Source organism: Flavobacterium sp. HJSW_4, assembly GCF_042436695.1.
In the GTDB taxonomy this organism is placed as follows: Bacteria; Bacteroidota; Bacteroidia; order Flavobacteriales; family Flavobacteriaceae; genus Flavobacterium.
Genome location: NZ_JBHNPP010000010.1, coordinates 164072 through 189994 on the forward strand (window position 1 = coordinate 164072; position 25923 = coordinate 189994).

The following is a 25923-nucleotide window of genomic DNA, read 5'->3' on the forward strand; positions in this document are numbered from 1 at the left end:
AAAATCCTCCCTTTGGAGGTATCGTTAAAATACTTTTGACAAAACAAAAAAAGTATTTTAAATGAAAAAATTTTATGCATTATTACTTCTTGCCTTTGGATGTATGTCATACTCCTACGGGCAGATCAATGTATCAGGAATTGTAGTTTCTGATGTTGAAAAAGTGCCTGTTCCAGGAGTTTCGGTTTATATTAAAGGAGAACCTAAAGGAGCAGTAACAACAGATTTTGATGGAAATTTTAAAATTAAAGCGCAGCAAGAGAACGGTACATTGGTTTTTTCTTATGTTGGATTTAAAACTAAAGAAGTTTCTTTCTCAGGTACTCAAAAATTAACTGTAGGTCTTGCAGAAGAGGTGAGTACTTTGAATGAAGTTGTAGTTGTAGGTTACGGTTCTCAAAAAAGATCTGATGTAACTGGAGCTATTGGTTCTGTTAAAAGCGAAAATTTTAACAAAGGAGTTGTTGCCAATGCAGGACAATTGATTCAGGGTAAAGTAGCCGGAGTTAACGTTGTGGCTGCAAGTGGTGAGCCAGGAGCGAATCAGGATATTATTATTCGTGGAGCTGGAAGTTTGCGTGCAGGAACAACACCTCTTTATGTAGTTGACGGATTTGCTTTAGACAATTCTGGAACTGGTGTAGCTTCAAACCCAATGAACTTTATTAATCCGCAGGATATCGAAAGTATCGAAGTTCTTAAAGATGCATCTGCATCTGCAATTTACGGTTCGAGAGCTGCAAATGGGGTAATTGTAATTACAACTAAAAAAGGATCAAAAGGACAGACTAAAATTGATCTTTCTATGACTACAGGAATTTCGACTTTAGCAAATAAAGTAGATGTTTTTAGTGCTGACGAATTTAGAAAAAGCGTTGCAGCTGTAAACGGAACTTTAATTGATGGTGGAGCAAATACAGACTGGCAAGATCAATTGACTAGAACTGGAATTTCTCAAAATCTTAATTTATCTATGAGCGGAGGAACAGACAAATCTACTTACGCTGCTTCATTAGGTACAGACAGCCAGCAAGGTGTTTTGAATAATAGTGATTTAAAACGTTACACAGGACGTTTAAACTTAAATCAAAAAGCACTTAATGATAAATTTAATATTGCTTTTAACATGACGGCTACTAAACTTGATAATTCAAGACCAGATGCTAGAAGTGTTGTTGGAAATATGTTGACAATGAATCCTACGGATGCAGTGTATGTTAACGGACAGCCAAATACTAATTTAAGTAATGACATTTTAAATCCGATGATCAGCCAGAGTTTATATTCTGATGAAACAACTAACAATCGTATTTTGGCAAATATTTCTCCATCATTCGAATTTGTAAAAGGATTAACTTATAAATTCAATCTTGGTGTAGATTACTCAATGTCAGAAAGAGATATTCAAGTTTTACCGTATGCATCTGCTACTAATACAACTTTGGGTACTGTAAATAATATTGCTACTAATAACAATAACGTTTTATACGAAAATACATTAACGTATAATTTTAATAAAAAAGCGCACAGCTTTACAGTTCTTGCAGGTCAGTCTTATCAGAAAATCCAGGTAAACCAAAAGAATTACAATTTTAGAGGTTTCCCTAATAATGGAGTTGAGCCAAAAAATCAAATTGGAGCAGCTAGCGAGCTTGTGAGCAAATCTTCTTCTGCAGTAGAAAATGAGTTGCAATCTTTCTTCGGAAGATTAAACTACGGATATGACAATAAATATCTTCTTACTGCTACAATGCGTGCTGACGGTTCTTCTAAATTTGGAGAAAACAACAGATACGGATACTTCCCATCTGTTGCTTTAGGATGGAATATTACAAGAGAAGAATTCTTAAAAGATTCTGAAACATTAAATAATCTTAAGTTAAGAGCGAGCTGGGGACAAACTGGTTCTCAGGAAATTCCTTCTAAGATTACAAAAGCAAGTTATACAGAAAGTAATTCAGGAAACAACACTTATCCTCTTGATCCATCTGCTGTAGATTTAGCAAGTTATCCATACGGTACAATCTTTACACGTTTGGCTAATCCAGATATTCAGTGGGAGGTTTCAACACAAACAAACGTAGGTCTTGATTTTAGTTTATTCAATAATAGATTATCAGGTACTGTAGATTATTTTAACAAAGTTTCAAGCAAACTATTGCTTCAAATTGCACCAACAGATCCTATTCAGCCTGTACCAATGTATTATACTAATATTCCAAATATGGAAATTAAAAACAATGGTGTTGAGGTAGCTTTAGATTACAGCAGTGATAGAAGCCGTGATTTCTCATACAGCATTGGAGGAAATATCTCTTTTACTAAAAACAGAGTAGAAAATTCTGCTTATAAAATATTGACAACTGGAGGAGCGCAAGGAGGCGGACAATCTGGAGCAACTATTAATGGTATTATTAACAATCAGCCAATTGGTTCATTTTATATGCTAGACTTTACTGGAATTGGTCCTGACGGTTTAAACCAGTTTGCTGATACAAATGGAGACGGACAAATTCTTGATGATGATCGTATCGTTGCAGGAAGCGCTTTACCAGATTATATCTATGCTTTCTATTTGAATTTAAGATATAAAAACTTTGATTTCGGAGCTAATTTTAATGGTGTAGGAGGTAATAAAATTTACAACCACGTTGCCATGAGTTCATTCAACAGAGGAAATTTGGCTAACTCTTTCAACACTACAGACAGAGCTACCCAATATTTAAACGAAGCATCTACAAACTCTAATACTGTTTCTACAAGATATTTAGAAGATGGAAGTTTCTTAAGATTAAACAATGCTACACTAGGATATAACTTAAGCCCTAAATTGATCGGATTAGATCCTGTAATGGATAATATTCGTCTTTCAGTAACAGGACAAAACCTATTTGTAATTACAAGATACAGCGGTTATGATCCAGAATTAAACACAGGTACTTCTGTTGGAGAAATTCAGTCTTTCGGTATTGACTATTTCAGTTATCCAAGAAGCAGAACGATTGTATTTGGCTTAAATGTGGCATTTTAATAAAAAAATAATATAACATGAAAAATAAAATAATAGTAGGAGCCATTGCATTCAGTTTATTATTTACTTGGAGTTGTACAGACTTAGAAGAAAAAGTATTAGATGAATCTTTAAACGGAATTGGACAAGCAGAGGCAGTTAACGGAGCAATCGCTCCAGCCTACGGACAGTTAAAATCAACTTGGATACATACTAACAATTTTGGTTTACAGTTAATTGCTAGTGACGAAGGTATTTTACCTTACAGAGGTGGTACAGACTGGTATGATGGTGGTAAATATTTAGCAGTTCACGCACATACAACGACTCCTACAAATGATTTGGTTTCTAGTACTTGGAATGAACTTACAATAAACCTTTCTAGAACATTAACAGCAATTGAAGTATTAACTCCTCTAGCTGCAGATGGAAATACAGAAGCGCAAGGAGCTCTTTATGAAATGAAGGCTTTAAGAGCTTACTTAAACATGATGACCTTGGATAGCTGGGGAATTGTATTTAAAAAAGAATCATCTAAAGTAAACTCAGAAATAATTCGTGGTGCAGATGCCGTTGATTATATCGAAAGTGATTTATTAGCTGTTGCTGATGTAATCAACAAAGATAAAGGACCAGGAAGAATGACACAAGCTGCAGTTTGGGGACTTCTTTCTAGATTGTATTTGAATGCAGCAGTTTACCGTGATCCTTATGGAACGCCATCATTTGCTCCAGCAGATATGGATAAAGTAATCAAATACACAGATAATATTGTTAACTCAGGTAAATTCAGTTTATCTCCTGAATATTTTGATTTATTTGATGATAATAACAATTCTAACAAAGAAGTAATTTTCGCATTAGATCAGAGAGGTGTTATTAAAGAAGAACATAACCGTTGGGCTTATTGGTCAATTCCTGGATCAATGTTTCCAAGACCAGAATCTATTGATGCTGACGGAACTGACGGACCAGCTATTACATCTGATTTTTATCAAACTTGGGTTGATGCTTACGGATCTGTAGATCCTGCTGATGCCGATTCTAGATTTTATAAAAACAATGCAAAAGTGCCTGACAACTTAAAAGATCTTACTGGATTCAGTCCTTTAAATGATGAAAATCATTACTACTGTGTAAAAGCAGAAGACTTTGAAATCGACAGAGGAATTATGAGAGGTATTCCTTGGGCTGCTAGAAAAGATGCCAACGGAGCATTTTACAAATGTGATACAGGTTACAGAATCTACCCAGTTAAACAAATTAAAGGAAACGGACCTGACAAAAATGTTGGTTATGTAAACTTGACACTAAAAGTAGATTTTACAAAAGAAGGAAGTATGCACTATTCTGGTTATAGAGTATCTAAATACCAATTTAGCCACACGTCTCCAGACGGAAACAACTTTAGTAGTGTAGATATGGTTTTGCTAAGATATGCTGAAATCTTGATGATGCGTGCTGAAGCTAAACTTAGAAAAGGAGATAGCGCAGGTGCATTAGCAGACATGAATACAGTTAGAACGTCAAGAACGGCTCGTGCTCCAATTCCAGCTGCACTTCCTGCAATCAACTTAGATATTTTGTATAGAGAATATGGTTTTGAATTTTACTGGGAAGGTTTGAGAAGAAATACTCAGATTCGTTTCAGCCATTTTGAAGATAAATGGACAGAAAAAACAGATACTGATGTAAGAAAAAGATTGTTCCCAATTCCTCAAAAAGCAATTGATGGAGCTTCAAATACACCAGGATATCTAGTTCAAAACGAAGGATATTAAGTACGTGTTTTTATTGTGTTTTTTAAGAAGACTGCCTTTTTAAAAGGCAGTTTTCTAACAGTTAGTTGTTAAAAACAGGGAGGTTTTAAAACATATAAAATCCCCTGTTTTTTAATTTATTAAATTCTTCGATTCATAAAAAAAAGATTTCATTTAATCTGTTGCCCTACAGAATAAAGAATTCTTTTTTACACTATTTCACCTTTTTTGCCCCCCAAAACCTACTGCATTTTTTTACTCAGAATTCATCAATTTATTTCAAAATGAAAACATCAATTTTATTCATTAGTTTATTCCTATCTTTTTTTGGAACAGGAAATCTACTACATGCGCAGGAGCAGGTTAAAATACATTCGCATAATGACTACAATCAAACAATTCCTTTTTGGAATGCTTTCGCAAATGGCGCAGCATCTATAGAAGCCGATATTTTTTTGAAAGAAAATAATTTATATGTTTCTCACGATCCGCAAGGTATTGTCGCTTCGAGAACTTTAGAAGATTTGTATTTGAAGCCTTTAGAAAGTGCTTTAAAAATGAATTTCAAAAAAGAAAATCAATTGTTTTTACTGATAGACATTAAAACCGAAGCCGAACCCACTCTTACTAAATTGATTACTGTTTTAAATAAATATGAATCGATTACAACAAACAAGAATATTAAAATCATCGTATCAGGAAATAGACCAGATCCAGAAACGTATGCAAAATATCCAAGTTTCATCTATTTTGATTTTCAAGAATTAGGAAAATCAATTTCAAAAGAAAATTGGTCGAAAGTTGCTATGGTTAGCGCCGACTTCAAAAAATATTCTGTTTGGAACGGATTAGGAAGACTGACCGAACAAGATTATAAAAACGTAAGTGCTATAATTGCTAAAGCAAAAGAAACCAATAAACCCTTTCGTTTTTGGGGAGCTCCAGATACCAAAAGCGCTTGGAAAGCATTTTTAGAAATGGGAGTAGATCTTATTAATACAGACTCTCCTTATAATTGCGTTCAATATATTGCAAATCTTCCTAAAAGATTGGTAACAGCAAGTACTTCTTCAAAAGTTTATACGCCTACTTTTAAAACAGATCAAAAAAATCAGCCTGTTAAAAATGTCATTCTTTTAATTGGAGACGGAAACGGTTTATCGCAAATCTCGTCTGCGGTTTTGGCCAATAATGGCGCATTGTCTGTAACCCAATTAAAAAGTATTGGTTTTATAAAAACACAATCGGCAGATGATTTTACAACCGATTCGGCTGCAGCCGGAACAGCATTGGCAACCGGACAAAAAACAAATAATAGAGCAATTGGAACAGATACTTTAGGAAAACCAATTGTAAATATTATGGAAGTTTTACAAAAGAAAAAATACAGCACGGGAATCATCACAACCGATGAAGTTACAGGTGCAACTCCGGCTTCTTTTTATGCGCATACGACTGAAAGATCTAATACAGCACAAATTGCCCAAGATTTAGTAAAAAGTAAATTAAACTTATTTGTTGGCGGTGGCGGTACTACTTTTAAAAACACTTCTTTAAACACTAAATTCAAATTATTGAATTCTGTAAAAGAATTAGAAACTGTAACGACAGACACAGCGGGTGTTTTTATTTCTGAAGGAAGAGTTCCTTCTGTTTTAGAAGGAAGAAAAGAAGCATTAGCAGATGCGACCAAATACAGTCTTGAATTTTTGAGCAAGAAGAAAAAGCCTTTTTTCTTAATGATCGAAGGAGCACAGATTGATAGTTTTGGACACGTTAATAATGCGGGTGGCATTGTAGCGGAAACAATCGATTTTGATACCGCAATCACACAAGCCCTGATTTTTGCCGATAAAAATGAAGGAACGCTAGTTATTGTAACCGCAGATCACGAAACATCAGGATTTGCAATTCCTCAAGGAAATGTAAAAAAGCATAAGATTGAAGGTGATTTTATAACCAACGACCACACCGGAACAATGGTTCCTATATTTTCATACGGACCTCATTCGCAAGATTTTCAAGGAGTTTATGAGAATAATGAAGTGTACAATAAAATACTTTCGTTGTTGAAGTAAATTGGATAATTCCAAATAAAAAAAATAATACAGAATGAAAATACCAGTTAAATCGATCCTTTTTTTAGCAGTAAGTTTTCTATTTTCCATAAAAACCAGTGCCCAGCAAACGGTTCATCAATACGTCGATCCGATGATTGGTTCAGAAGGAGTGGGAAGGGTTTTTATTGGTCCTTCATGCCCTTACGGAATGGTAAAACCTAGTCCAGATTGTACTTCAAGTCCAAACAGCGGCTGGCTTCCGATGCCGAAAGAAGTTACAGGTTTCAGCCAAGTGCATGTGAGCGGAACGGGCGGAGGTCCAAAATATGGAAATATTCAGATTATGCCTTTTTCGGGTTCTTTGGATAAAATGAATCAGACTTCTTACAGAACAGAAGAAAATGTAAAACTGGGTTATTACGAAACGGTTTTCAAAGAAAACAAAATCAAAACTGAAATAACGACGGGAGAAAAAGTTTCTTTTTACCGATTTACTTATCCAAAAAATACTTCTAAAGAATTAAAAATCGATCCCGGATTTTTTCTGGGCGAAGAAAAAATTCCAGACGGAAGAGAAGCACAGCAGTTTGTGGGTTCTCAAATAGAAATTGTTTCAGATACAGAAGTTCGAGGTTACAGCAGAATTCGCGGCGGATGGAATAACGGACGAGCTTATACCGTTTATTTCTGGGCAGTTTTTGATCAGCCAATTGCAAAATATGTAACGTTTAAAGAAGGAAAATTTTATAATAATCAAAAAGCGCAGTTTGATTCTGGAAAGAAAACAGCAGCGTTGCTTTCTTTTGGAAATAAAGGAAAAGAGGAACTAAATGTAAAAATCGGAATTTCGTTTTTAAGTGAATTAAAAGCAAAAAATAATATTGAAGTAGAAATTCCGTATTGGGATTTTAATAAAGTTTTGACTTCATTAGAAAATAAATGGGAAAATTTATTAAACCGAATCCAGCTTTCTAATGACACTTCAGAAGAATATAAAAAAATGTTCTACACAGGTTTGTATCATACCATGATTATGCCGGTGGACCGAACAGGAGAAAATCCGTTATGGACAAACGACGAACCGTATTACGATGATTTTTATACTATTTGGGATACGTTTAGAACTTCAAGTCCATTAATCACACTAATCGATTCTAAACGAAAAGTAGAAATTATAAATGCCATGCTTAATATTTATAAGCGTGAAGGCTATCTGCCAGAGGGAAGAAGCGGTAATGATAACGGAAGAACTCAAGGAGGTTCTAACGCTGAGGTAGTTTTGGCCGACGCTTTTGTGAAGAATCTTAAAGGAATAGATTACGAATTGGCGCTTAAGGCTATGCTGAAAGATGCAACAGTTCCGCCGGGAGGAAATGAGGAAAAAGAAGGAAGAGGCGGTTTGATCGATTATCTTAAATTAGGATATGTTCCATACGGTACTGATCGCGCAGGAAACCGAACAATCGATTATTCATACAATGATTATAATATTGCTACAGTTGCAAAAGGTTTAGGAAAGACAGAATTATACAATCAGTATATTAAACAAGCCGACAGCTGGCAGAATTTATGGCGTTCTGATTATGAAAATAACGGAGCGAAAGGATTTATCATGCCAAAAGATAAAGACGGAAACTGGTTGGATGATGTTGTTTTTGGCGAATCTAAAATTCAGAAACCGACATTTAAATATACGCCAGTAATTATCGAATCGCCTTGGTATGTATGTCATTGGTGCGTTTTCTTTTATGAAGGAAATTCATGGGAATATTCATTAAGTATTCCTCATGATGTTCCAGAATTAGTTAAAAAATCTGGTGGAGAAAAAGCCTTTGAGAGCAGACTGAATACTTTATTTGATTCCAAATTGTATAATGTAGCCAATGAGCCCTCTTTTTTAACACCATGTCTGTATCACTGGATAGGAAAGCCGTATTTAAGTAGCGACAGAATTAGAGAGATCATCAAAAGCAGTTTTAATACTTCTAGAAAAGGGCTTCCAGGAAATGACGATTCAGGTGCTATGTCTTCTTGGCTTGCTTTCCACATGATGGGATTGTATCCAAATGCAGGACAGCCTTACTATCTGATTAATACTCCTTTGATTAAAGAAACAGTTGTAAAATTAGAAAATGGGAAAAGTTTTAAAATCACAACCCAAAAAATGAGTGATAAAAACAGATACATAAAAAAGGCATTTTTAAACGGCAAAGAATACAGCAAAGCATGGATTATGCATGATGACATTAATAATGGAGGAGAATTAATTTTAGAAATGGATTCTAAACCTTCTGCTTGGGGAACTGCAATTTTACCACCTGCCAAATAAATAAGAAGCAAGATGAAAAATATACTTTTAGTGATTCTTTTTTGTGCCGTTTATCAAAATGGAAAAGCACAGAACTACATTCCGACCATAAAAAACAATACCGAACTTCTTTATAGCTGCAAGCTTCACGGACAGACCAGAAGCCTTTCGCTAGTTGCCCAAATGCCAGACGACGGATTGACTTTTAAACTTGAAACACGAGGGGTAAAAAGCAGTATTGTGATGCTTCCTGAAGCAGTAAAAAACGGAAATGCTTTAAGCTTTAATCAAGGAGAAACTGCGCCTGTTTTGAATTTAAAACCAAATGAAACTTTTTTTATGATTTCCAGATCGGCATATCAGGATTTAGTAAAAAAGGATTTTTTCGTATACAACAACATAACGTATAACTTAGATAAAAAAGAAAACAATGATGGCGTTTCTATTGACGGAAAATTGGTAGATACTTTGCACGTAATAGGGCAGATTGAAGAAACAGAAATGTGGATTGTCAAAAATCCTGAGTTTCCCATAATCGTTAAAATGATAAAGAATCCGTTAGGAATTAATTTTACTTTAGAAAAAGTAGGAGATAAATAAAAGTAGTCTAGTTGCTATTTTAATGGCTAACCCTAAAGACAAATAAAAAAAGTCCTAATCTTTGATTAGGACTTTTTTTGCTAGAGTAGGATTCTAATCCTATTTTGATTCACTAACGAAAAGATCATCTGAATTTTCAGTTATTGGAATATATAGACGTTCCCAAACATCGCTATCGACCATATCCCAGCTGTGTCCTTGTCCTTTTAAATCTTCTGCTAAAAGAATCACTCCTGGCTCAATAATAAAGGTACTTCCGTCAGAAACTTTAAATTTTATTTTTCCTTTTACGGTTACCACATATTGTTTTCTTGGAGCGGTGTGTTTATTTTTTTCCCATGCTTCTGTTTTATTGCTGTACCAGAATGAAGCGGTATTCATGTGTTTTAATGATGGAATTGATCCTTTTTCAAATGAACTGGTGCCGTCTGGATTGCTAATCAGGCGATAAGCAGGAATGTCTGATGCTTCTTCTAATGGTTTAGCCGAAACGTTTTTGTGATTTTGAGCATTATTGCTGTTTGCTGACATAAGTACTGCAATTAGGATAAATCCTTTTAAGAAATTTTTCATTTTATATTCAATTTAAAAGTAATAATTATTTTTTGTTTTATTGATTGTATACAGAATCGTGCACCATCATTTTATTGAAGAACGGTTTGTATTTTGCAACCAGAGCCAAATGAGCATCAAGTTTGCCATAGGTTTCCAGATCTTCGAGTGAATCAAATTCCATTGAAGCGTTATAGGTGAAAGAATTGTCCATTACAGGTCTTGGAGATGAATTTGCGGGTCCGCCATAACGGACATTTTTAACATAAGGCAGTTTTTTTAATCCTTCAAAAAAGTTCTTAAAATCGCTAACCTGTTCCGCTGTTAATTCGGGTTTCAGCCAGAATAACAAATAATGGAAAAATACTGTTTTCGATTTCGTTTCTGTTTCATCAGTATTATTGGCTAATACTTTTGCTCCTGTAAGCGCCAATGCTCCTGCGCTTGCTGATTTAATTATAAAATTTCTTCTTTCCATGATATTTATTTTTAATTAAAGTCGATTCTGTATTTTAGAACATACTGCCATTTTCTATCCGATACATCGGCCTGACCAGCATTATTCAATGCATAGATTGGACGGTTTTGCGCATCAAAAGTCAATCGTGATGACATTCCGTTCATTAATAGTGAAATACCCGCATCGTAAGTCAATGCTTTGTCATGAAGCCCGCCAAGATCAGAAAGCATTACACTTCCTGCGGGTTGCAGCTGCATATTGTTTTTAGCTTTGTTGAAATAAGGCAGTGTGCCTCCAATCTGAACATAATAGGTATTCCCTGTTCCAATTACTGGAGAAGCATTTCCTGCTCCGTTAAGACTGCTAACAGAAGTATTTACACCGCTTGCAGGATTGCTCACACCAGAATATCTCGTGTAATTTGGCCCGTAATCATTGTTCATTGCCATGGCATAAGCGCTGAAAGAAGTTCCGGTCGCTTTATTTATTGGCGTATCGTAGAACAGGTCAACTGCGAAACTTTTTTCATCATCGTTGATAGTAGTTCCGGTTTGGTCTAAATGCCATAAAGCATTGTGCGTGTATTCAAAACCTGCACCTAAAGCAAGCACTTTCTTTTTACCGCTGTAAGTTCCCGAGTGAAACGGCGACGAATTGTTTTCGGTTTCAAAAAACTCATATTTAAAATATCCAGAGTAGTCTTTGTTTGGATGTGTTTTGCTGAAAGTCGCTAAATTTTCCTTAGGGTCAGCACTTACATTGGTATAAGGATCTGCAATTACTAAACGGTAATCGAATTTTCCAATCTGTCCTTTTGCGTAAATACTTAACTGTCTTACAGTTTCATCAGAAATTCCCGCATTTGCAGTCGCATACGATGGCAAATCATATAATAAAGTGTTTAATGGCCCTGTCGTAAATCTCGATAATCCTCGCCATGTCGAACGACCGGCACCAGCAGAGATAATGTCATTGAATTTGTATTCTGCGTAAGCATCCAAAAGTTCAAATGCTGGTGTAGTTTTAGAAGCAACATTGACATTTGTCAAACCACCTTGTAAAATAAAAGTAAGTTTTTCTGTCGGCTGATAAGCCATTTTTGCTCGTACTCTTCGTAGCGATAAATCAGAAATGCTATTTACTTGCTCTCCATTAACAAGGCTTCCAGGATTCAATTCTACATAACGTGCCCATATTTCGGTATAACCGCTGAATGATATCGAGCGCGTTTTTTCGTCATTCAGATATTTTGTAAGTGTTGGGTTTCCAAATTCATTCTTTTTTTGGGCGCTTACATTGTTTATGGCTCCTGTTAAGAGCGTTAAACATAGTCCAATTTTTAAATAACCTTTTTTCATGTATTGTTAAAATTTACATTTTATGCGGTAGTGATCACTACTTTGTTTTTGATGAGACAAAGGTAGATTCAGCATAGGCCTTGGGTTATTAGAAAACTATTAGAATGGTTTTAGAATGTTGTTAGAGAATCGTGGGTTTTAGTTGTAATTGATTGTTTTTTAATTTATTATGGTTTGTTCGAATTATGAGCGTAAGATGTGTCCATTTAGAAAAAGAAATTATTGTCGTAAATTTGATCTCTATTTTAAAATGAAACAGATACAGATGAAGATCTTAATAGTGGAAGATAACAGCAGGGTTTCTGCGCTGCTCAAAAGAGGACTGGAGAGTCAAGGGTATCAGGTTTATATAGCAGAAGAAGCAGAAGAAGGACTCGTACTTTTAGAAAAGATAGAATTTCAATTAATTATAACAGACATCATGCTTGCAGGAATGGATGGTATATCTTTCTGTAAAAAAATACGACAGTCTGGAAAAAAGATTCCGATTATTATGCTGACAGCTCTAGGGACGATTGACGAAAAAATTGAAGGTTTTGATGCCGGTGCAGATGACTATCTGGTTAAACCATTTGAAATAAGAGAACTTTATGCAAGAGTTAAAGCCCTTTTACAACGAAAGAATGACATTGTAAATTTTCAGGAAGAAAGCGCACAGCTGATCTATAATGATTTGGTTATGGATAAACGCACAAAAGTTATTTACAGAGAAGGACAGACAATCAATCTTACTCCAAAAGAGTTTAATCTGTTGCATTTTATGATGCAGAATCCCGAAAGACTTCTTACACGTGACGAAATAGCCGATAATGTTTGGGGAAATAATTTTGATACAGGAACCAATTACATTGATGTTTATATCGCTTATCTCAGAAAAAAAATTGATAAAGGATTTGAGCAGAAACTCATCCATACCAAAACAGGTATGGGATTTATTTTAAGCAGTAAAATATGAAATTAGTTACCCGAACAGCTTTAGCATATGCGATTCTGACTGCCTTTATACTTTTAGTTTTTGCCTACAGCGTATATTTTGTATCTGAAAAGAATAGGAAAGAGGAGTTTTTTGACCGCCTTGATTATAAAATAACATGGAGGGCAGAATTTATATTTGATGCCCAGATCAACAAGGATCTTATAAAATTTCTGCACAGCAAAAATAAGAAAGTCCTTAACGAAGCTGATATAAGCGTTTATGACAGTAATTTCAATCTGTATTTTTCTGATAATATGCCTGCGCTTGGCAATAAGAAAATTTTGGAATCCATAAAAAAGAACCATTCAGTCAATTGGATGGACGAAAAATACCAATATCGAGGAATCTCTTATACGGATAATAATAAAGAATATTTTATCGTAGGAAGGGCGATCGATGTTACCGGTTTGAACCATATCAATACTTTTAAAGAAAATGTTCTACTTGTTTATATCATTTCTATTGTTTTGATTTTTATAATCGGTTTTGGGTTTTCATATTACACTTTAAAACCTTTAAAAGATATTATTTTTCAGATCAGAGATATATCTGAACATAACCTTAACAAACGTGTAGTTGCACCAAAAGCTAAGGATGAACTTTATGAACTGACCCAAACTTTTAATGCAGTATTCAACCGATTGGAGAAATCGTTTAATAATCATAGAAATTTTGTGACTACCATATCACACGAATTCCGAACGCCGCTTTCTATTCTGATTGCTGAAATTGAGCTAGGAAAAGAATTAAATCAGACCATCGATGATTATAAAATATCTTTAGACAATGCGCTCCTTGAAGCAAATCATGTCTCTGAATTGTCAACAGCGCTTTTGGACTTTGCTCGGGCAAATTATGACATTTCGCAGATCAAAATGTCAGATCTTCGTATAGATGAAGTTCTTGTAGATGCGAAATTGAATCTATTAAATAAGAAAGATGTAAAATATAAAATCGGGATAAGCTACACGCAGCCAGATGATGCAGATGGAGATTACTTTAATTATTTTGGAAATCCATATCTGCTTCAGATTGCTTTTTCCAATATTATGGAAAATGCCTGCAAGTATTCTGAAAACCATTCGTGTGACGTAGAGATAAATGCTACTTCGGATAAAATTATCCTAACTTTTAAAGATACAGGTATCGGAATTCCGCAAGCAGATTTGGAACAGATTTATAATTTATTCTACAGAGGAAAGAACAAAAATTTTGAAAACGGCCACGGAATAGGATTGTCTGTTGTAAAACAAATTGTGAGTCTTCATAAAAGTTTAATTGAAGTGCATTCTGTTGTAGGAGTAGGAACGAGTTTCATCGTTACTCTTCTTAGATAAATAGCTTTTAGTTTTTTGTTCTAAAAAGATATTCTCTCCACTTTGAGTAGCATATCACATACTATTACCAGCTTCCTTTAAGCCCTTCTTTTAAAGCACTATTATATTTTTCAAGATCAAAACTATACAAATCAGGAGCTTTGTGTGCGCCGCCTTTTCTAGATTCATCCAATTTTGTTAGAATATCGTATCGAAGTATTTTTCTGTAGAAGTTCCCTCTATTTAATTTTTTCCCTAAAATACCTTCATATAGTTTTTGCAATTCGGGCATTGTAAATTTCTCAGGAAGAAGATTATAACCAATAGGGTGATTATTTAATTGTTCGCGAAGCGTGATCAAAGCTCTGTCAAAAATAGTGCGGTGATCCATCATAAACGCAGGAAGATTTTCTATCGGATGCCATTTAACACTGCTTGAAAATTCATCAATATTTAGTTTTACCTGCCCGTGTTCTGCTAAAGCATAATATCCGATAGAAACAAAACGCTGTTTGTGCCACATGCTATCATCGTAATCTTGAAAAGCAAATTCAGAACGGTTTAAATTACCGAAAGTATAAAATTGCTGCAGATAAATATTCTCAGTTCCAGTTCTGTCTTTTAAGATTCGAACTGCCGCATCATCAACATTTTCAACCTTTTCTACGTAACCTCCAGGAAGTCCCCATTCTTCGCGGTCTTTCATTTTTAAGATTAAAACCTGAAGTTCATTTTCGTGAAAACTGAAGATCACACAGTCAATAGAAAGTGTCGGAATATACTTTTTCCAAGACTCTTCAGAACGTGTTTCGAGTAGTTTTTTAAATTCCATGAGGGTACAATTAGCTTCAAATTTAAACTTTTTAATAGGTACGAGTCAAATTGTTTCATTTTTTTCTGACAATTTTAAGAACACCACAAAAAAATATTAAAAGTTGATATTTTATTTTTTGAGTGCTTCATTCGAATTTGATAAATCAATTATTTACACTGCCTTTTTTTCAATAATTACAGCACTTTACGCAAACGAGGTAGTAAAATTTAAGTGTCAATTTTACAATTCAGATATATCTTCTCATTTGTTGTTTTTATGCAATTTATAGCTGGTTTTTAATGCGATATCAAAAATTATAACGTCAATTATTTGTTGATATGAAAAATAGTATTTAATATTGCTTCATTATGAAGCAATGAAAATTTCATAATGAAAAACCTAACTTAAACTACTCATGAAAAAATTAATTATTGCCACAATTTGTTTGGCATTTTATCCTGCTTCCGAAGTTTTTTCGCAAGAAGATAAAAAACAAGAAAAAGCCACAGACTCGATTAAAAAAACTACCAAAATTGTAGAAACAGACACCAAAGAAGAAAAGAATAGAAACGTAATGCTGAATGCGGCCAATAATACAGGACCGCGTGAAGTAAACATTGGACTTCCTTCATCAGTTGGAGGAATCACCATTCAAGAAAATGATTTGCCAGTAGTTTATTATTTCTGGCCAGAACTTCCAAACCGTACTTGGAGACAAAGTACAAGTTTAGAAAGAACAGGTTTATTAAAAGTCGGAGAAGCTGCCATTACAACCGGAGATTTAGGTTTTGCAGTTAACTCATACACAAAATTAGGAACAGATAAATTAGAAATAGTCGGAAATCTTTCTGGTTCAAGTTTCGGATGGATGAAAGGAGACTTAAACGTTTCTGGTCCGTTGGCAAAAGGATGGTCATACACAATGGGAGCTTACGCCAATTTTGATCCGAATTCTTTTGATTTGAAATTTGCTAACTATTCAGACCGAACTCAAATTTATAGAGCAGGTTTGACAAAAAAGTTCAATAACGGAAAAGGAAAAATTAGTTTCTTATACAAATATGCAAACTCTGCATCTTTAACCAATTACGCAGTTTTCAGATATAAAGAGGGAGGAAAAGTAGAAGAATACAACGACTTTAGAATCGGACGTGATTCATACATCGTAAATGACGGAATCATGAAGTTTAAAGACATTTTGACTGGTGAAACCAAGTTTGCTGATATGGGAGGAAGCGATGCCGCATCAACTTCGCACACTTTTGATATCTTAGGAAATTATGATTTAGCAAATGATTGGAAATTGAATTTCTCAACTCGTTTTCGTTATGCTGAAGCTTCTCAATTAATCTCAATTCCACTAGGGATTTTCCAAGCAAATGCATCGGATAACTTCACATACAAATCAACGGGAAATGCTTATGTTGGAAACGTAAATTCAATGTTAGGATTATACACAGACGGAACTCCGACAAAAACGGCTATGTCTAGATTTGAGCTTACAAAAAATGTTGAAAAGCACAAATGGAGATTTGGTTTAACAGAATACTATTACCAAGTGGATGACTTTACTTCAAGCCGTTCTTTCTTTAACCAAACTGTAAGTGCAAATCCAGATAAATTGGTTCGTAACACGCCAGGCGGAACTTCAAATACAGATGCTGACGGATTTTACAATTACAATGTTGGAGGAGAATATCACAATGGTTTTGAAAACAAATTAGCAGGTTATTTCTCTGATAATTGGACGGTTTCAGATCGTTTCAGTTTAGCTTATGGAGTGAATTTGAGATACCACAAGTTAAAAGGAGATTATTATTTGACGCCAAGAACTCCAGATTTAGTATTTGATCCAAGTCAGAAAACGTATTTTGACAACAATTGGTTTCATATCGGAGGTTCTATTAATGCAGTTTATAAAGTAACAAAAAGCGCTGGTATCCTTGCAGACTTTACATATACAGAAAAAAATGGACAGCTGGAAAGTTATTCAGGAGCTGTTGCACCAAATAATGCAAAATCAAAAAGTCCATTGGCGGCATTTGGATTGTATTACAACAATAAAAATTTCAGCGTTGTTTCTCAAGCGACTTATTTAACTCGAAATAATTATTTCGCGAGATTAAATTTGGTGAATCCTTCAGATGCATCTCAGTCAGAAGTAGCAACTATTTTCTATGATATTCAGACTTTAGGTTGGACAACAGATATCGTAGCAACACCATTCAAAGGATTTAACCTTCACTATTTAATTACGTTTCAAGATCCGGTTTACAAGAATTATGATTTCTCTGCTTTTGGAAATAATTATTCTTATAACGATAAAAATGTTTTGGAAGTTTCTAAAGTTTTGATGGAAATCGATCCGAGTTATACCTATAAAAATTTCAAGGTTTGGGCGAGTTTCCGTTATTTCAGCAAACAGTATGCTAACTTAACCAATGCCTTATATTTTGCACCAAGATGGGAAACTTTTGGAGGAGTAAATTACAAAATCAACAAGCATTTTGATATTGGTTTAACAGCCGTAAACTTCTTAAACCAAACAGGAGCAAAAGGAACAATCAACGGAGCGGAGTTAATTACAGATGCTTCACAATATTACGATCAGCTTTTGGTAGGATCTTACATCCGTCCATTTACTTTAGAAGCTTCTCTTAATTTCAGATTCTAAATTTTATTTCGATGAAAAAAATAATTATAACTGCAGGTTTTGCTTTTTTTCTGAGCGTTACCATGCAAGCACAGCAAACCAATTTTACAATTGTTAAAAATAATAAAGGTGCAGATTTAGGATATTCTCCTGAATCTGGCATCAAAATTTTGACTGTAAACGGTAAAAAGTTCAAAGATTTAAATAAAAATGGAAAGCTAGATAAATACGAAGATTGGCGCCTTTCGGCGGATGAGCGTGCGAAAGATTTAGCTTCAAAAATGTCAGTCGAACAAATTGCGGGTTTGATGCTTTACAGTCGTCATCAGGCTTTACCAGCAGGAGTTTCGGGATATAATGCGGGAACTTATAATGGAAAAGTATTTCCTGAAAGCAATGCAAAAGCGTATAATTTAACAGACCAACAAAAAGCATTTTTAAAAGAAGATAATCTGCGTCATGTTCTAATTACAAGTGTGCAATCTCCAGAAGTTGCCGCTTTATGGAACAATGAAATGCAAGCTTTTGTAGAAGGAATCGGATTAGGAATTCCAAGTAACACGAGTACAGATCCGCGTCATATGGCAAATGTAACATCTGAGTTTAACGCGGGAGCAGGAGGAACAATTTCGATGTGGCCTGATGGTTTAGGAATGGCTTCGACTTTTGACCCGAAAATTGTGGAGCAGTTCGGACAAATTGCTGCAAAAGAATATCGTGCTTTAGGAATTGCAACAGCTTTATCTCCACAAATCGATTTAGGTTCTGAGCCAAGATGGTATAGAATTTCTATGACTTTTGGCGAAAGCCCAGCTTTAACCAGAGATATGGGAAGAGCATATATTGATGGTTTCCAAACTTCATACGGAAAAGACGAAATCAAAGACGGTTGGGGTTACAAAAGTGTCAACGCAATGGTTAAACATTGGCCAAGCGGTGGAGCAGAAGAAGGCGGGCGCGACGGTCACTGGGCTTACGGAAAATTTGCGGTTTATCCAGGAAATAATTTGCAACAGCACATTGATCCTTTTATTAATGGCGCTTTCAAATTAAAAGGAAAAACGAGTAAAGCTTCGGCTGTAATGCCTTATTACACCATCACTTTTGATCAGGATAAAAAATACAATGAAAATGTAGCCAACGGTTACAGCAAATATATTATTACTGACTTATTAAGAGATAAATACGGTTACGATGGCGTGGTTTGTACTGATTGGCTGGTAACTGCTGAAGAAGGAAAAACACCAAATATTTTTGCAGGAAAACCGTGGGGAGTAGAAAATCTTTCTATTGATGAAAGACATTACAAAGCAATTATTGCAGGTGTAGATCAATTTGGCGGAAATAATGATAAAAAACCGGTTCTTGCTGCTTATGATATGGGAGTTAAAGAATTAGGAGAATCTTTTATGAGAGCCAGATTTGAAAGATCAGCAGTGCGTTTATTGAAAAACATTTTTAGAGTTGGACTTTTTGAAAATCCATATTTGAATGTGGAAGAAACCAAAGCAGTTGTTGGAAATCCTGAGTTTATGAAAGCGGGTTATGACGCGCAATTAAAATCGGTTGTATTGTTAAAAAACAAAGCGGAAGTTCTTCCTGTAAAAGAAAAGAAAACGGTTTTTATTCCAAAGATTTATACGGCTTCAACCAAAGATTGGTGGGGAATTGCTAGTCAGCCGAAATTAGAATATCCCGTTAATTTAGAATTGGTTAAGAAATATTATAATGTTACTGAAGATCCCTCAAAAGCAGATTTTGCAATTGTTTTTGTAACAAGTCCGCAGAGTTTAGAGGGAGGTTACGATTTAAAAGATCGTACAAACGGAAGCAACGGTTATGTGCCAATTTCACTTCAATACGGAACTTATACAGCAACCGAAGCTAGAACAAAAAGTATCGCTGCTGGAGATCAGGTTATTGATCCAACGATTAAAGACAGAACTTATAAAAACAAAACGGTTATCGCTGCCAACACTATGGATTTGAGAACGATTCTCGATACCAAAGATATGATGAACGGAAAACCAGTTATTGTTTCGGTTACAGCAAATAAACCAATGATTTTTAATGAGTTTGAAAAAGAAGTTGACGGAATTGTTCTGAATTTCGGAGTTTCTTCTCAAGCTGTTTTAGATATTATTTCTGGGAAAACAGAACCATCAGGATTGCTTCCAGTTCAAATGCCTGCAAATATGGAAACGGTTGAAAAACAATTTGAAGACGTTCCATTTGATATGATTCCGCATAAAGATACAGAAGGGAATGTATACGATTTTGCTTTTGGATTGAATTGGAAAGGTGTCATAAAAGATGCTAGGACTGAGACTTATAAGAAACAGTAATTTTTAATCTCGCAAAGTCGCAGAGTTTTTCTTTTTAAGTTTTAAAAATTAGCGTCTTAGCGACTTTGCGAGAACCATAAAAATCTGCAGAATCAGCTTAAATTTTAATAAATCTGCGTGAAATAAATAAAACAACAACACAATGAAAAATAAAATAATCTTAGCATTCTGTCTACTTGTAAGCGCAATTTCTCAAGCACAATTATCCAAAGATTTAGTAAAGCCAAGAATGCGTGTTATTGTAGACAATGATTTTGGAGGCGATCCTGATGGATTGTTTCAATTGGTGCATCAGATTTTATCGCCTTCAGCAGAAATTAGAGGCATTATTGGTTCTCATTTAAAACCAGGCGATCCGTTTGATCCTTCGTCAGAATCTGCTACAAATGCGGTGAAGAAAGTGAAAGAACTTTTGGCCGTAATGAAACTTCAAAATTCATTTCCAGTTTATGAAGGTTCTAATTTGCAATTGAAAGATTTAAAAACTCCAAATATTTCTGAAGGAGCAAAAGCCATTGTAAAAGAAGCTATGCGCACCGATGTGAAAACACCGCTTTATGTTGTTTGCGGTGCAGGTTTGACAGAAATTGCGAGTGCTTATTTAATGGAACCAAAAATTGCAGATCGTCTGACTTTAGTTTGGATTGGCGGTCCAGAATATGCTGATTTAGCTTCGCCACCTCCAGGTTATACTTTATTAGAATACAATCTCGGAATTGATATAAAAGCAGGGCAAGTCATTTTTAATGATTCGAAAATTCCAATCTGGCAAGTGCCGAGAAATGCTTACAGGCAAACGCTTTTATCGTATTCTGAATTACTTTTGAAAGTAAAATCAACTGGAAAAACAGGAGAATATCTTTCAGAAAAAATAGAAAGTTTAATGAAGCGAGTACAGCAATTCGATCTTCATATTGGTGAAACTTACATTATGGGAGACAGTCCGTTGGTTTTGCTGACCGCTTTACAATCTTCTTTTGAATCTGATCCGAGTTCGAGTTTTTATGTTCTGAAACCATCACCTTCAATTAATGCACAAGGACTTTACGAAACCAATCATAACGGAAGAAATATTCGGGTTTACAATCAATTGGATACCCGATTAATGTTCGAAGACTTTTTCGCAAAGCTTCAATTATCAAAAATCTAACTTTTAAAACTATATATCATGAAACATAAAGTTACAAAAACAGTGAGAGTAACGCTTTTAACAGCGTTGGTACTTTCTAGCTTGTCTTTTAACAAGTTACCAGATAACGAAAAAGATCCTATTGTTACAATTAACGGATTTAGTTTTGTTGATTCTAATAAAAACGGAAAATTAGATCCGTGGGAAGACACGCGTCTTTCTGTAAATCAGAGAATTGATGCGATCATCAAGGAAATGACGAATGCAGAAAAAGTAGAATTATTAATCGGAACTGGAATGCCAGGAATCGAAGTTTTGACAGGTCCTGTTGGAGATTCGAAACAAGGTTTAGTTCCAGGAGCAGCAGGAGGAACAGCCGCTTTTGAAAGATTCGGAATTCCAGCAACAGTTGTAGCCGATGGTCCTGCAGGTCTAAGAATTGCGCCAACGAGAGAAAATGATTCTAAAACGTATTATGCAACAGCATTTCCTGTTGGAACGGCTTTGGCTTCGACTTGGAATAAAGCGCTTTTGGAAGAAGTTGGAAAAGCAATGGGAAATGAAGTGAAAGAATATGGTGTTGATGTTTTATTAGCGCCAGCGTTGAATATTCACAGAAATCCATTAAACGGAAGAAATTTCGAATATTATTCTGAGGATCCGCTAATTTCTGGAAAAACAGCTGCTGCAATTGTAAACGGAATTCAATCTCAAGGTGTTGGAACTTCTATCAAGCATTTCGCTGTAAATAATGAAGAAAGCAATCGTTTGACTATCAATGCTCACGTTTCTGAAAGGGCAATTAGAGAATTGTATTTAAAAGGTTTTGAAATTACCGTTAAAGAATCTGATCCGTGGACGATTATGTCTTCATATAATAAATTGAACGGAATTTATACTTCTGCGAATAAAGATTTATTGACAGAAGTTTTAAGAAACGAATGGGGTTACAAAGGAATTGTAATGACAGATTGGTTCGGAGGTTTCCCAGGTTTTGAATCGATTCAGAAAGGATCAAATTCTGATGTTGTACAACAAATGATTGCTGGAAATGATCTTTTAATGCCAGGAATTCCTGTTCAGAAAAAAGCAATGTTAGAAGCTTTAAATTCTGGAAAATTATCTCAAGAAGTAGCGAATACAAACGTGAGAAGAATTTTAGAATATGTTTTCCGCACGCCGACTTTCGCAAAATATAAATACAGCGACAAACCAAACTTAGATCAAAATGCTGCGGTAACCAGAAAAGCTGCTGCTGAAGGAATGGTTTTACTTAAAAATGAAAAAAATGCTTTGCCTTTCGCTGACAAGCAAAAAGAAGTTTCTTTATTCGGAGTGACTTCATACGCTTGGATTACAGGCGGAACAGGATCGGGAAGTGTAAACAATAAACACACAGTTTCTCTTTTAGAAGGATTAAATGCTGCAGGTTATAAATTAGACAAAGAATTAGTTGATTTGTATACACCTCATGCTGAAAAAGAAGTGGTTGCCGAAAAAGAAAGAAGAAAAGCAAGAGGCGTTTTGGCTTTGCCAGAAAGACTTCCAGAACTAAAAATGGATGATGCTTTTATCGCTAAAAAAGCAGCAAGTTCTGAAATCGCTTTTGTGACTCTAGGAAGAAATTCGGGAGAAGGTGGAGATAGAGTAGTAGACAACGATTTCAACATGGCAAATGAAGAAATCGAAATGTTGGATAAAATCTCAAAAGCATTCCATGCAAAAGGTAAAAAAGTAGTCGTGATCCTAAATATAGGTGGTGTAATCGAAACGGCTTCTTGGAAAGATAAAGTAGATGCTATTTTATTAGCTTGGCAGCCAGGACAAGAAGGAGGACATTCTGTAGCAGATGTAGTTTCAGGAAAAATTAATCCGTCTGGAAAATTGACTATGACTTTCCCAGCGAAATATGCGGATACTCCATCAGCTAAAAACTTCCCAGGATTCCCAGTTGATAATCCGACCGAAGTGACTTACGAAGAAGGCGTTTATGTTGGATACCGTTATTTCAATACTTTCAACATTAAACCATCTTACGAATTTGGTTTTGGAACTTCTTATACTTCATTTGAATATTCAGGAATAAAACTAAGTTCTCCAACATTCAAAGATAAATTGACAGTTTCTGTAACGGTAAAAAATACAGGAAAAGTAGCTGGAAAAGAAGTGGTTCAATTATATCTTTCAGCTCCTTCAAAAACGATAGATAAACCGAAAGAAGAATTAAAAGCTTTCGCTAAAACAAAAGAATTGAAACCAGGAGAAAGCCAAACGTTGACAATGACTTTAGCTCCAAAAGATTTGGCTTCTTTCCTAGAAAATAAAAGCGCATGGATTGCTGAAGCAGGAAATTATAATGTACTTGTTGGAGCATCTTCATTAGATATTAAACAGAAAGGATCATTTTCTGTTGCAAAAGAAATTACAGTTGAAAAAGTGAAGAAAGCTTTTGAATTAGATTCAAAGTTTACTGAGCTTAAACCCTAATTTTAGTTAGTTACTGCTGAAAAACCGTCTTGATTTTTTTTCGAGACGGTTTTTCTCTATTTTTATGTTTTATTAAATTTTATTATGAATACCAAAAACAACTCTAATCCATCGGTTCCCAATTATACTGTGCCGTTGATTACGATAACACTATTATTTTTCATGTGGGGATTTATTACCTGTATGAATGATATTTTGATTCCTTATTTAAAGAAATTATTTGATCTGACTTTTGTAGAATCCATGTTGGTTCAATTTTGCTTTTTCGGAGCTTATTTTCTCGGGTCATTGACTTATTTTATATTCTCTTACTATAAAGGTGATCCAATTAATAAAGTCGGATATAAAAAAGGAATTCTTTCGGGAATTCTGCTTTCAGCTTTAGGCTGTATTTTATTCTATCCAGCTGCAACTTTTTCTGTATATGGATTGTTCCTTGGCGCTTTATTCGTTCTTGGATTAGGTTTTACCATTTTGCAGATTACAGCAAATGCGTATGTTTCATTATTAGGAACAGAAGAAAGTGCATCAGGTCGATTGAATATGACACAAGCGTTTAATGCTTTCGGAACTACAATAGCACCTATACTTGGAGGTTATTTGGTATTTGGTCATGGAGGTGATCATAATATTACAGCAGAAGCAACTCGTATTCCGTATCTTGTTTTTGCTGGAATTTTAATTTTAGTTGCTGTTTTAATTTACAATGTAAAATTACCTTCATTTCAAACAGAAGAAACAGAACATGGAGGTCTTGGAGCTTTAAAATTTCTGCAATTAAGATTAGGGATTTTAGGAATCTTCTGTTATGTGGGAGGTGAAGTTGCGGTAGGAAGTTTTATTATCAGTTTTCTAGAATTAGACAGTATTGGCGGTTTGACTGAAGCTGTGAGTAAAAATTACCTTGCGATGTATTGGGGAGGTGCCATGATTGGCCGATTTTTAGGAGCAATTTCCTTAAACCAAAGTATTAGTTCTTCAAAAAAAGCATTGTATATGATACTTACTGCTGGAGCTGTTTTTTTACTAATTTATTCTATCGTGAATTTGACTTTTAGCCAGATGAGTTTTTTCCTGATTTTTTTAGTTTTAAACTTTTTTGCTTTTATGATCGGAAAATCAGCACCAGCAAGAACATTGGCCATATTTGCTTCTATTAATATTGTACTGTTGCTTTTGAGTATTTTCACTACAGGAAAAATGGCGATGTACAGTATATTAGGAATTGGAATTTTTAACTCTATTATGTTTTCTAATATCTATACTTTAAGTATTGCTGGATTGGGAAAATATACCAGTCAAGGTTCATCACTTTTGGTAATGGCCATTTTAGGAGGAGCTTTGATTCCTTTAATTCAAGGAGTACTTGCCGATTCTGATTTTGGCGTACAGAAATCATTCATCGTTCCTGTATTCTGCTATTTGTACATTCTATGTTTCGGATTGTATTGTGCTAAGAAGCTAAAGTTTGTAACACACACTCAAAATGTTTCTGGACATTGATTGGTAGCGATTAACAGGTTACCTTGATAAACACAGATAAGTCTTCCTTATAATATAACTAGGTAACTTGATCAAAAACTGTGATTTTAAGGATGTCTATTATCGTAATAATGAAACTCAGTATTGTTAGCATTCTCTGGATATGATATTCTTTTTGATGTTGTTTCTAGTATTTATAATGATGTTGTCGCTATTTTACTTGGTTTTATTAAGTTAATTTCTGGGAATTGATTATTTAGGGCTTCAGAATTAATTAAATGATCATTGTTGAAGTTGCGAATTAATCAAAAGGAGTGCTTTTTTTAGTGTGGTTTTTAAAAAATAAGCACAAATGTAAGATAAAACTTTTTTTTTGATTTAAAATTTGAAAATATAAACTAGCTGTTATCAGAAAGTTAAGAAATAGTTTTGAAAAAGATTTAAAAAAGGGCGTGGAAAGTGTTGGAAAAGCGGAAAAAGGTTCTACTTTTGCACCCGCAACAGCGAAAAACGCTCTTAGAAATTCAGGCAGGCAACAGGAATCGGAACGGAAAGAAATTTTCGGAAAAAAGATTCGGAAAAGCTTGCGGGAATTGAAAAAGCTTTTTACATT

At 34.7% G+C, this 25923-nt stretch carries 16 protein-coding genes; 12 read left to right on the forward strand and 4 right to left on the reverse strand.

What is annotated here, in order from left to right; translation table 11 throughout:
- Window positions 1-61 precede the first annotated feature (61 nt).
- The 5 genes from ACE01P_RS11945 (at window position 62) to ACE01P_RS11965 (ending at window position 9738) form a co-directional block, all read left to right on the forward strand.
- Entirely contained in the window at window positions 62-3031 is a 2970-nt protein-coding gene (locus tag ACE01P_RS11945) for a SusC/RagA family TonB-linked outer membrane protein (RefSeq protein ID WP_379697900.1), read from the forward strand.
- Between the two features lie 17 nt (window positions 3032-3048).
- Entirely contained in the window at window positions 3049-4791 is a 1743-nt protein-coding gene (locus ACE01P_RS11950; protein ID WP_379697902.1) for a RagB/SusD family nutrient uptake outer membrane protein, read from the forward strand.
- Window positions 4792-5054: 263 nt separating this feature from the next.
- Window positions 5055-6848, forward strand: a complete 1794-nt coding sequence (locus ACE01P_RS11955) for an alkaline phosphatase (protein WP_379697905.1) — start codon at window positions 5055-5057, stop codon at window positions 6846-6848.
- Window positions 6849-6882: 34 nt separating this feature from the next.
- A complete protein-coding gene (locus ACE01P_RS11960) occupies window positions 6883-9159 on the forward strand; it encodes a GH92 family glycosyl hydrolase (RefSeq protein WP_379697908.1) in 2277 nt (758 codons plus the stop codon).
- 12 nt (window positions 9160-9171) lie between these two features.
- Window positions 9172-9738: a hypothetical protein gene (locus ACE01P_RS11965; RefSeq protein ID WP_379697911.1), complete on the forward strand. Its 567-nt coding sequence runs from the start codon at window positions 9172-9174 to the stop codon at window positions 9736-9738.
- 99 nt (window positions 9739-9837) lie between these two features.
- Here the strand turns inward: ACE01P_RS11965 and ACE01P_RS11970 are convergent, their stop codons facing one another.
- The 3 genes from ACE01P_RS11970 to ACE01P_RS11980 are packed head-to-tail and all read right to left on the reverse strand — an operon-like array spanning window position 9838 to window position 12108.
- Window positions 9838-10311, reverse strand: coding sequence for a hypothetical protein (locus tag ACE01P_RS11970; protein ID WP_379697914.1), 474 nt, complete (start codon window positions 10309-10311; stop codon window positions 9838-9840).
- Between the two features lie 37 nt (window positions 10312-10348).
- Window positions 10349-10768 carry a Dabb family protein gene (locus tag ACE01P_RS11975; RefSeq protein WP_379697917.1) on the reverse strand — a complete coding sequence of 140 codons (420 nt, stop codon included), beginning with the start codon at window positions 10766-10768 and terminating at the stop codon, window positions 10349-10351.
- An 11-nt stretch (window positions 10769-10779) separates the two neighbouring features.
- Window positions 10780-12108: a hypothetical protein gene (locus ACE01P_RS11980; protein WP_379697920.1), complete on the reverse strand. Its 1329-nt coding sequence runs from the start codon at window positions 12106-12108 to the stop codon at window positions 10780-10782.
- Between the two features lie 265 nt (window positions 12109-12373).
- On the opposite strand from ACE01P_RS11980, the gene ACE01P_RS11985 reads away from it, so the two are divergent.
- A complete protein-coding gene (locus ACE01P_RS11985) occupies window positions 12374-13063 on the forward strand; it encodes a response regulator transcription factor (protein ID WP_379697923.1) in 690 nt (229 codons plus the stop codon).
- Window positions 13060-14421 (forward strand): ATP-binding protein, encoded by a 1362-nt coding sequence (locus ACE01P_RS11990; RefSeq protein WP_379697926.1) that lies wholly within the window; start codon window positions 13060-13062, stop codon window positions 14419-14421. Before ACE01P_RS11985 ends, ACE01P_RS11990 begins: the two co-directional genes overlap by 4 nt.
- Window positions 14422-14485: 64 nt before the next feature.
- Here the strand turns inward: ACE01P_RS11990 and ACE01P_RS11995 are convergent, their stop codons facing one another.
- A complete protein-coding gene (locus tag ACE01P_RS11995; protein ID WP_379697930.1) occupies window positions 14486-15232 on the reverse strand; it encodes an NUDIX domain-containing protein in 747 nt (248 codons plus the stop codon).
- Between the two features lie 397 nt (window positions 15233-15629).
- On the opposite strand from ACE01P_RS11995, the gene ACE01P_RS12000 reads away from it, so the two are divergent.
- From ACE01P_RS12000 to ACE01P_RS12020, 5 genes are all read left to right on the forward strand, one after another.
- Window positions 15630-17888 carry a TonB-dependent receptor gene (locus ACE01P_RS12000; RefSeq protein ID WP_379697935.1) on the forward strand — a complete coding sequence of 753 codons (2259 nt, stop codon included), beginning with the start codon at window positions 15630-15632 and terminating at the stop codon, window positions 17886-17888.
- Between the two features lie 11 nt (window positions 17889-17899).
- On the forward strand, window positions 17900-20212 hold the full coding sequence (locus ACE01P_RS12005) for a glycoside hydrolase family 3 N-terminal domain-containing protein (RefSeq protein ID WP_379697937.1): 2313 nt from the start codon (window positions 17900-17902) through the stop codon (window positions 20210-20212).
- Between the two features lie 142 nt (window positions 20213-20354).
- On the forward strand, window positions 20355-21362 hold the full coding sequence (locus tag ACE01P_RS12010) for a nucleoside hydrolase (RefSeq protein ID WP_379697940.1): 1008 nt from the start codon (window positions 20355-20357) through the stop codon (window positions 21360-21362).
- 18 nt (window positions 21363-21380) lie between these two features.
- Window positions 21381-23828: a beta-glucosidase gene (locus ACE01P_RS12015; RefSeq protein WP_379697942.1), complete on the forward strand. Its 2448-nt coding sequence runs from the start codon at window positions 21381-21383 to the stop codon at window positions 23826-23828.
- Between the two features lie 84 nt (window positions 23829-23912).
- Window positions 23913-25331 carry a sugar MFS transporter gene (locus ACE01P_RS12020; RefSeq protein WP_379697945.1) on the forward strand — a complete coding sequence of 473 codons (1419 nt, stop codon included), beginning with the start codon at window positions 23913-23915 and terminating at the stop codon, window positions 25329-25331.
- Window positions 25332-25923 lie beyond the last annotated feature (592 nt).

Excerpts from the sequence above, each read along its gene's own strand:
- ACE01P_RS11980 (WP_379697920.1), bottom strand. The coding sequence starts at position 12,108 with ATGAAAAAAGGTTATTTAAAAATTGGACTATGTTTAACGCTCTTAACA.
- ACE01P_RS12010 (WP_379697940.1), top strand. The coding sequence starts at position 20,355 with ATGAAAAATAAAATAATCTTAGCATTCTGTCTACTTGTAAGCGCAATT.
- ACE01P_RS12005 (WP_379697937.1), top strand. The coding sequence starts at position 17,900 with ATGAAAAAAATAATTATAACTGCAGGTTTTGCTTTTTTTCTGAGCGTT.
- ACE01P_RS11945 (WP_379697900.1), top strand. The coding sequence starts at position 62 with ATGAAAAAATTTTATGCATTATTACTTCTTGCCTTTGGATGTATGTCA.
- ACE01P_RS12020 (WP_379697945.1), top strand. The coding sequence starts at position 23,913 with ATGAATACCAAAAACAACTCTAATCCATCGGTTCCCAATTATACTGTG.
- ACE01P_RS12015 (WP_379697942.1), top strand. The coding sequence starts at position 21,381 with ATGAAACATAAAGTTACAAAAACAGTGAGAGTAACGCTTTTAACAGCG.
- ACE01P_RS11965 (WP_379697911.1), top strand. The coding sequence starts at position 9,172 with ATGAAAAATATACTTTTAGTGATTCTTTTTTGTGCCGTTTATCAAAAT.
- ACE01P_RS11975 (WP_379697917.1), bottom strand. The coding sequence starts at position 10,768 with ATGGAAAGAAGAAATTTTATAATTAAATCAGCAAGCGCAGGAGCATTG.
- ACE01P_RS11990 (WP_379697926.1), top strand. The coding sequence starts at position 13,060 with ATGAAATTAGTTACCCGAACAGCTTTAGCATATGCGATTCTGACTGCC.
- ACE01P_RS11950 (WP_379697902.1), top strand. The coding sequence starts at position 3,049 with ATGAAAAATAAAATAATAGTAGGAGCCATTGCATTCAGTTTATTATTT.
- ACE01P_RS11985 (WP_379697923.1), top strand. The coding sequence starts at position 12,374 with ATGAAGATCTTAATAGTGGAAGATAACAGCAGGGTTTCTGCGCTGCTC.
- ACE01P_RS11970 (WP_379697914.1), bottom strand. The coding sequence starts at position 10,311 with ATGAAAAATTTCTTAAAAGGATTTATCCTAATTGCAGTACTTATGTCA.
- ACE01P_RS12000 (WP_379697935.1), top strand. The coding sequence starts at position 15,630 with ATGAAAAAATTAATTATTGCCACAATTTGTTTGGCATTTTATCCTGCT.
- ACE01P_RS11955 (WP_379697905.1), top strand. The coding sequence starts at position 5,055 with ATGAAAACATCAATTTTATTCATTAGTTTATTCCTATCTTTTTTTGGA.
- ACE01P_RS11960 (WP_379697908.1), top strand. The coding sequence starts at position 6,883 with ATGAAAATACCAGTTAAATCGATCCTTTTTTTAGCAGTAAGTTTTCTA.
- ACE01P_RS11995 (WP_379697930.1), bottom strand. The coding sequence starts at position 15,232 with ATGGAATTTAAAAAACTACTCGAAACACGTTCTGAAGAGTCTTGGAAA.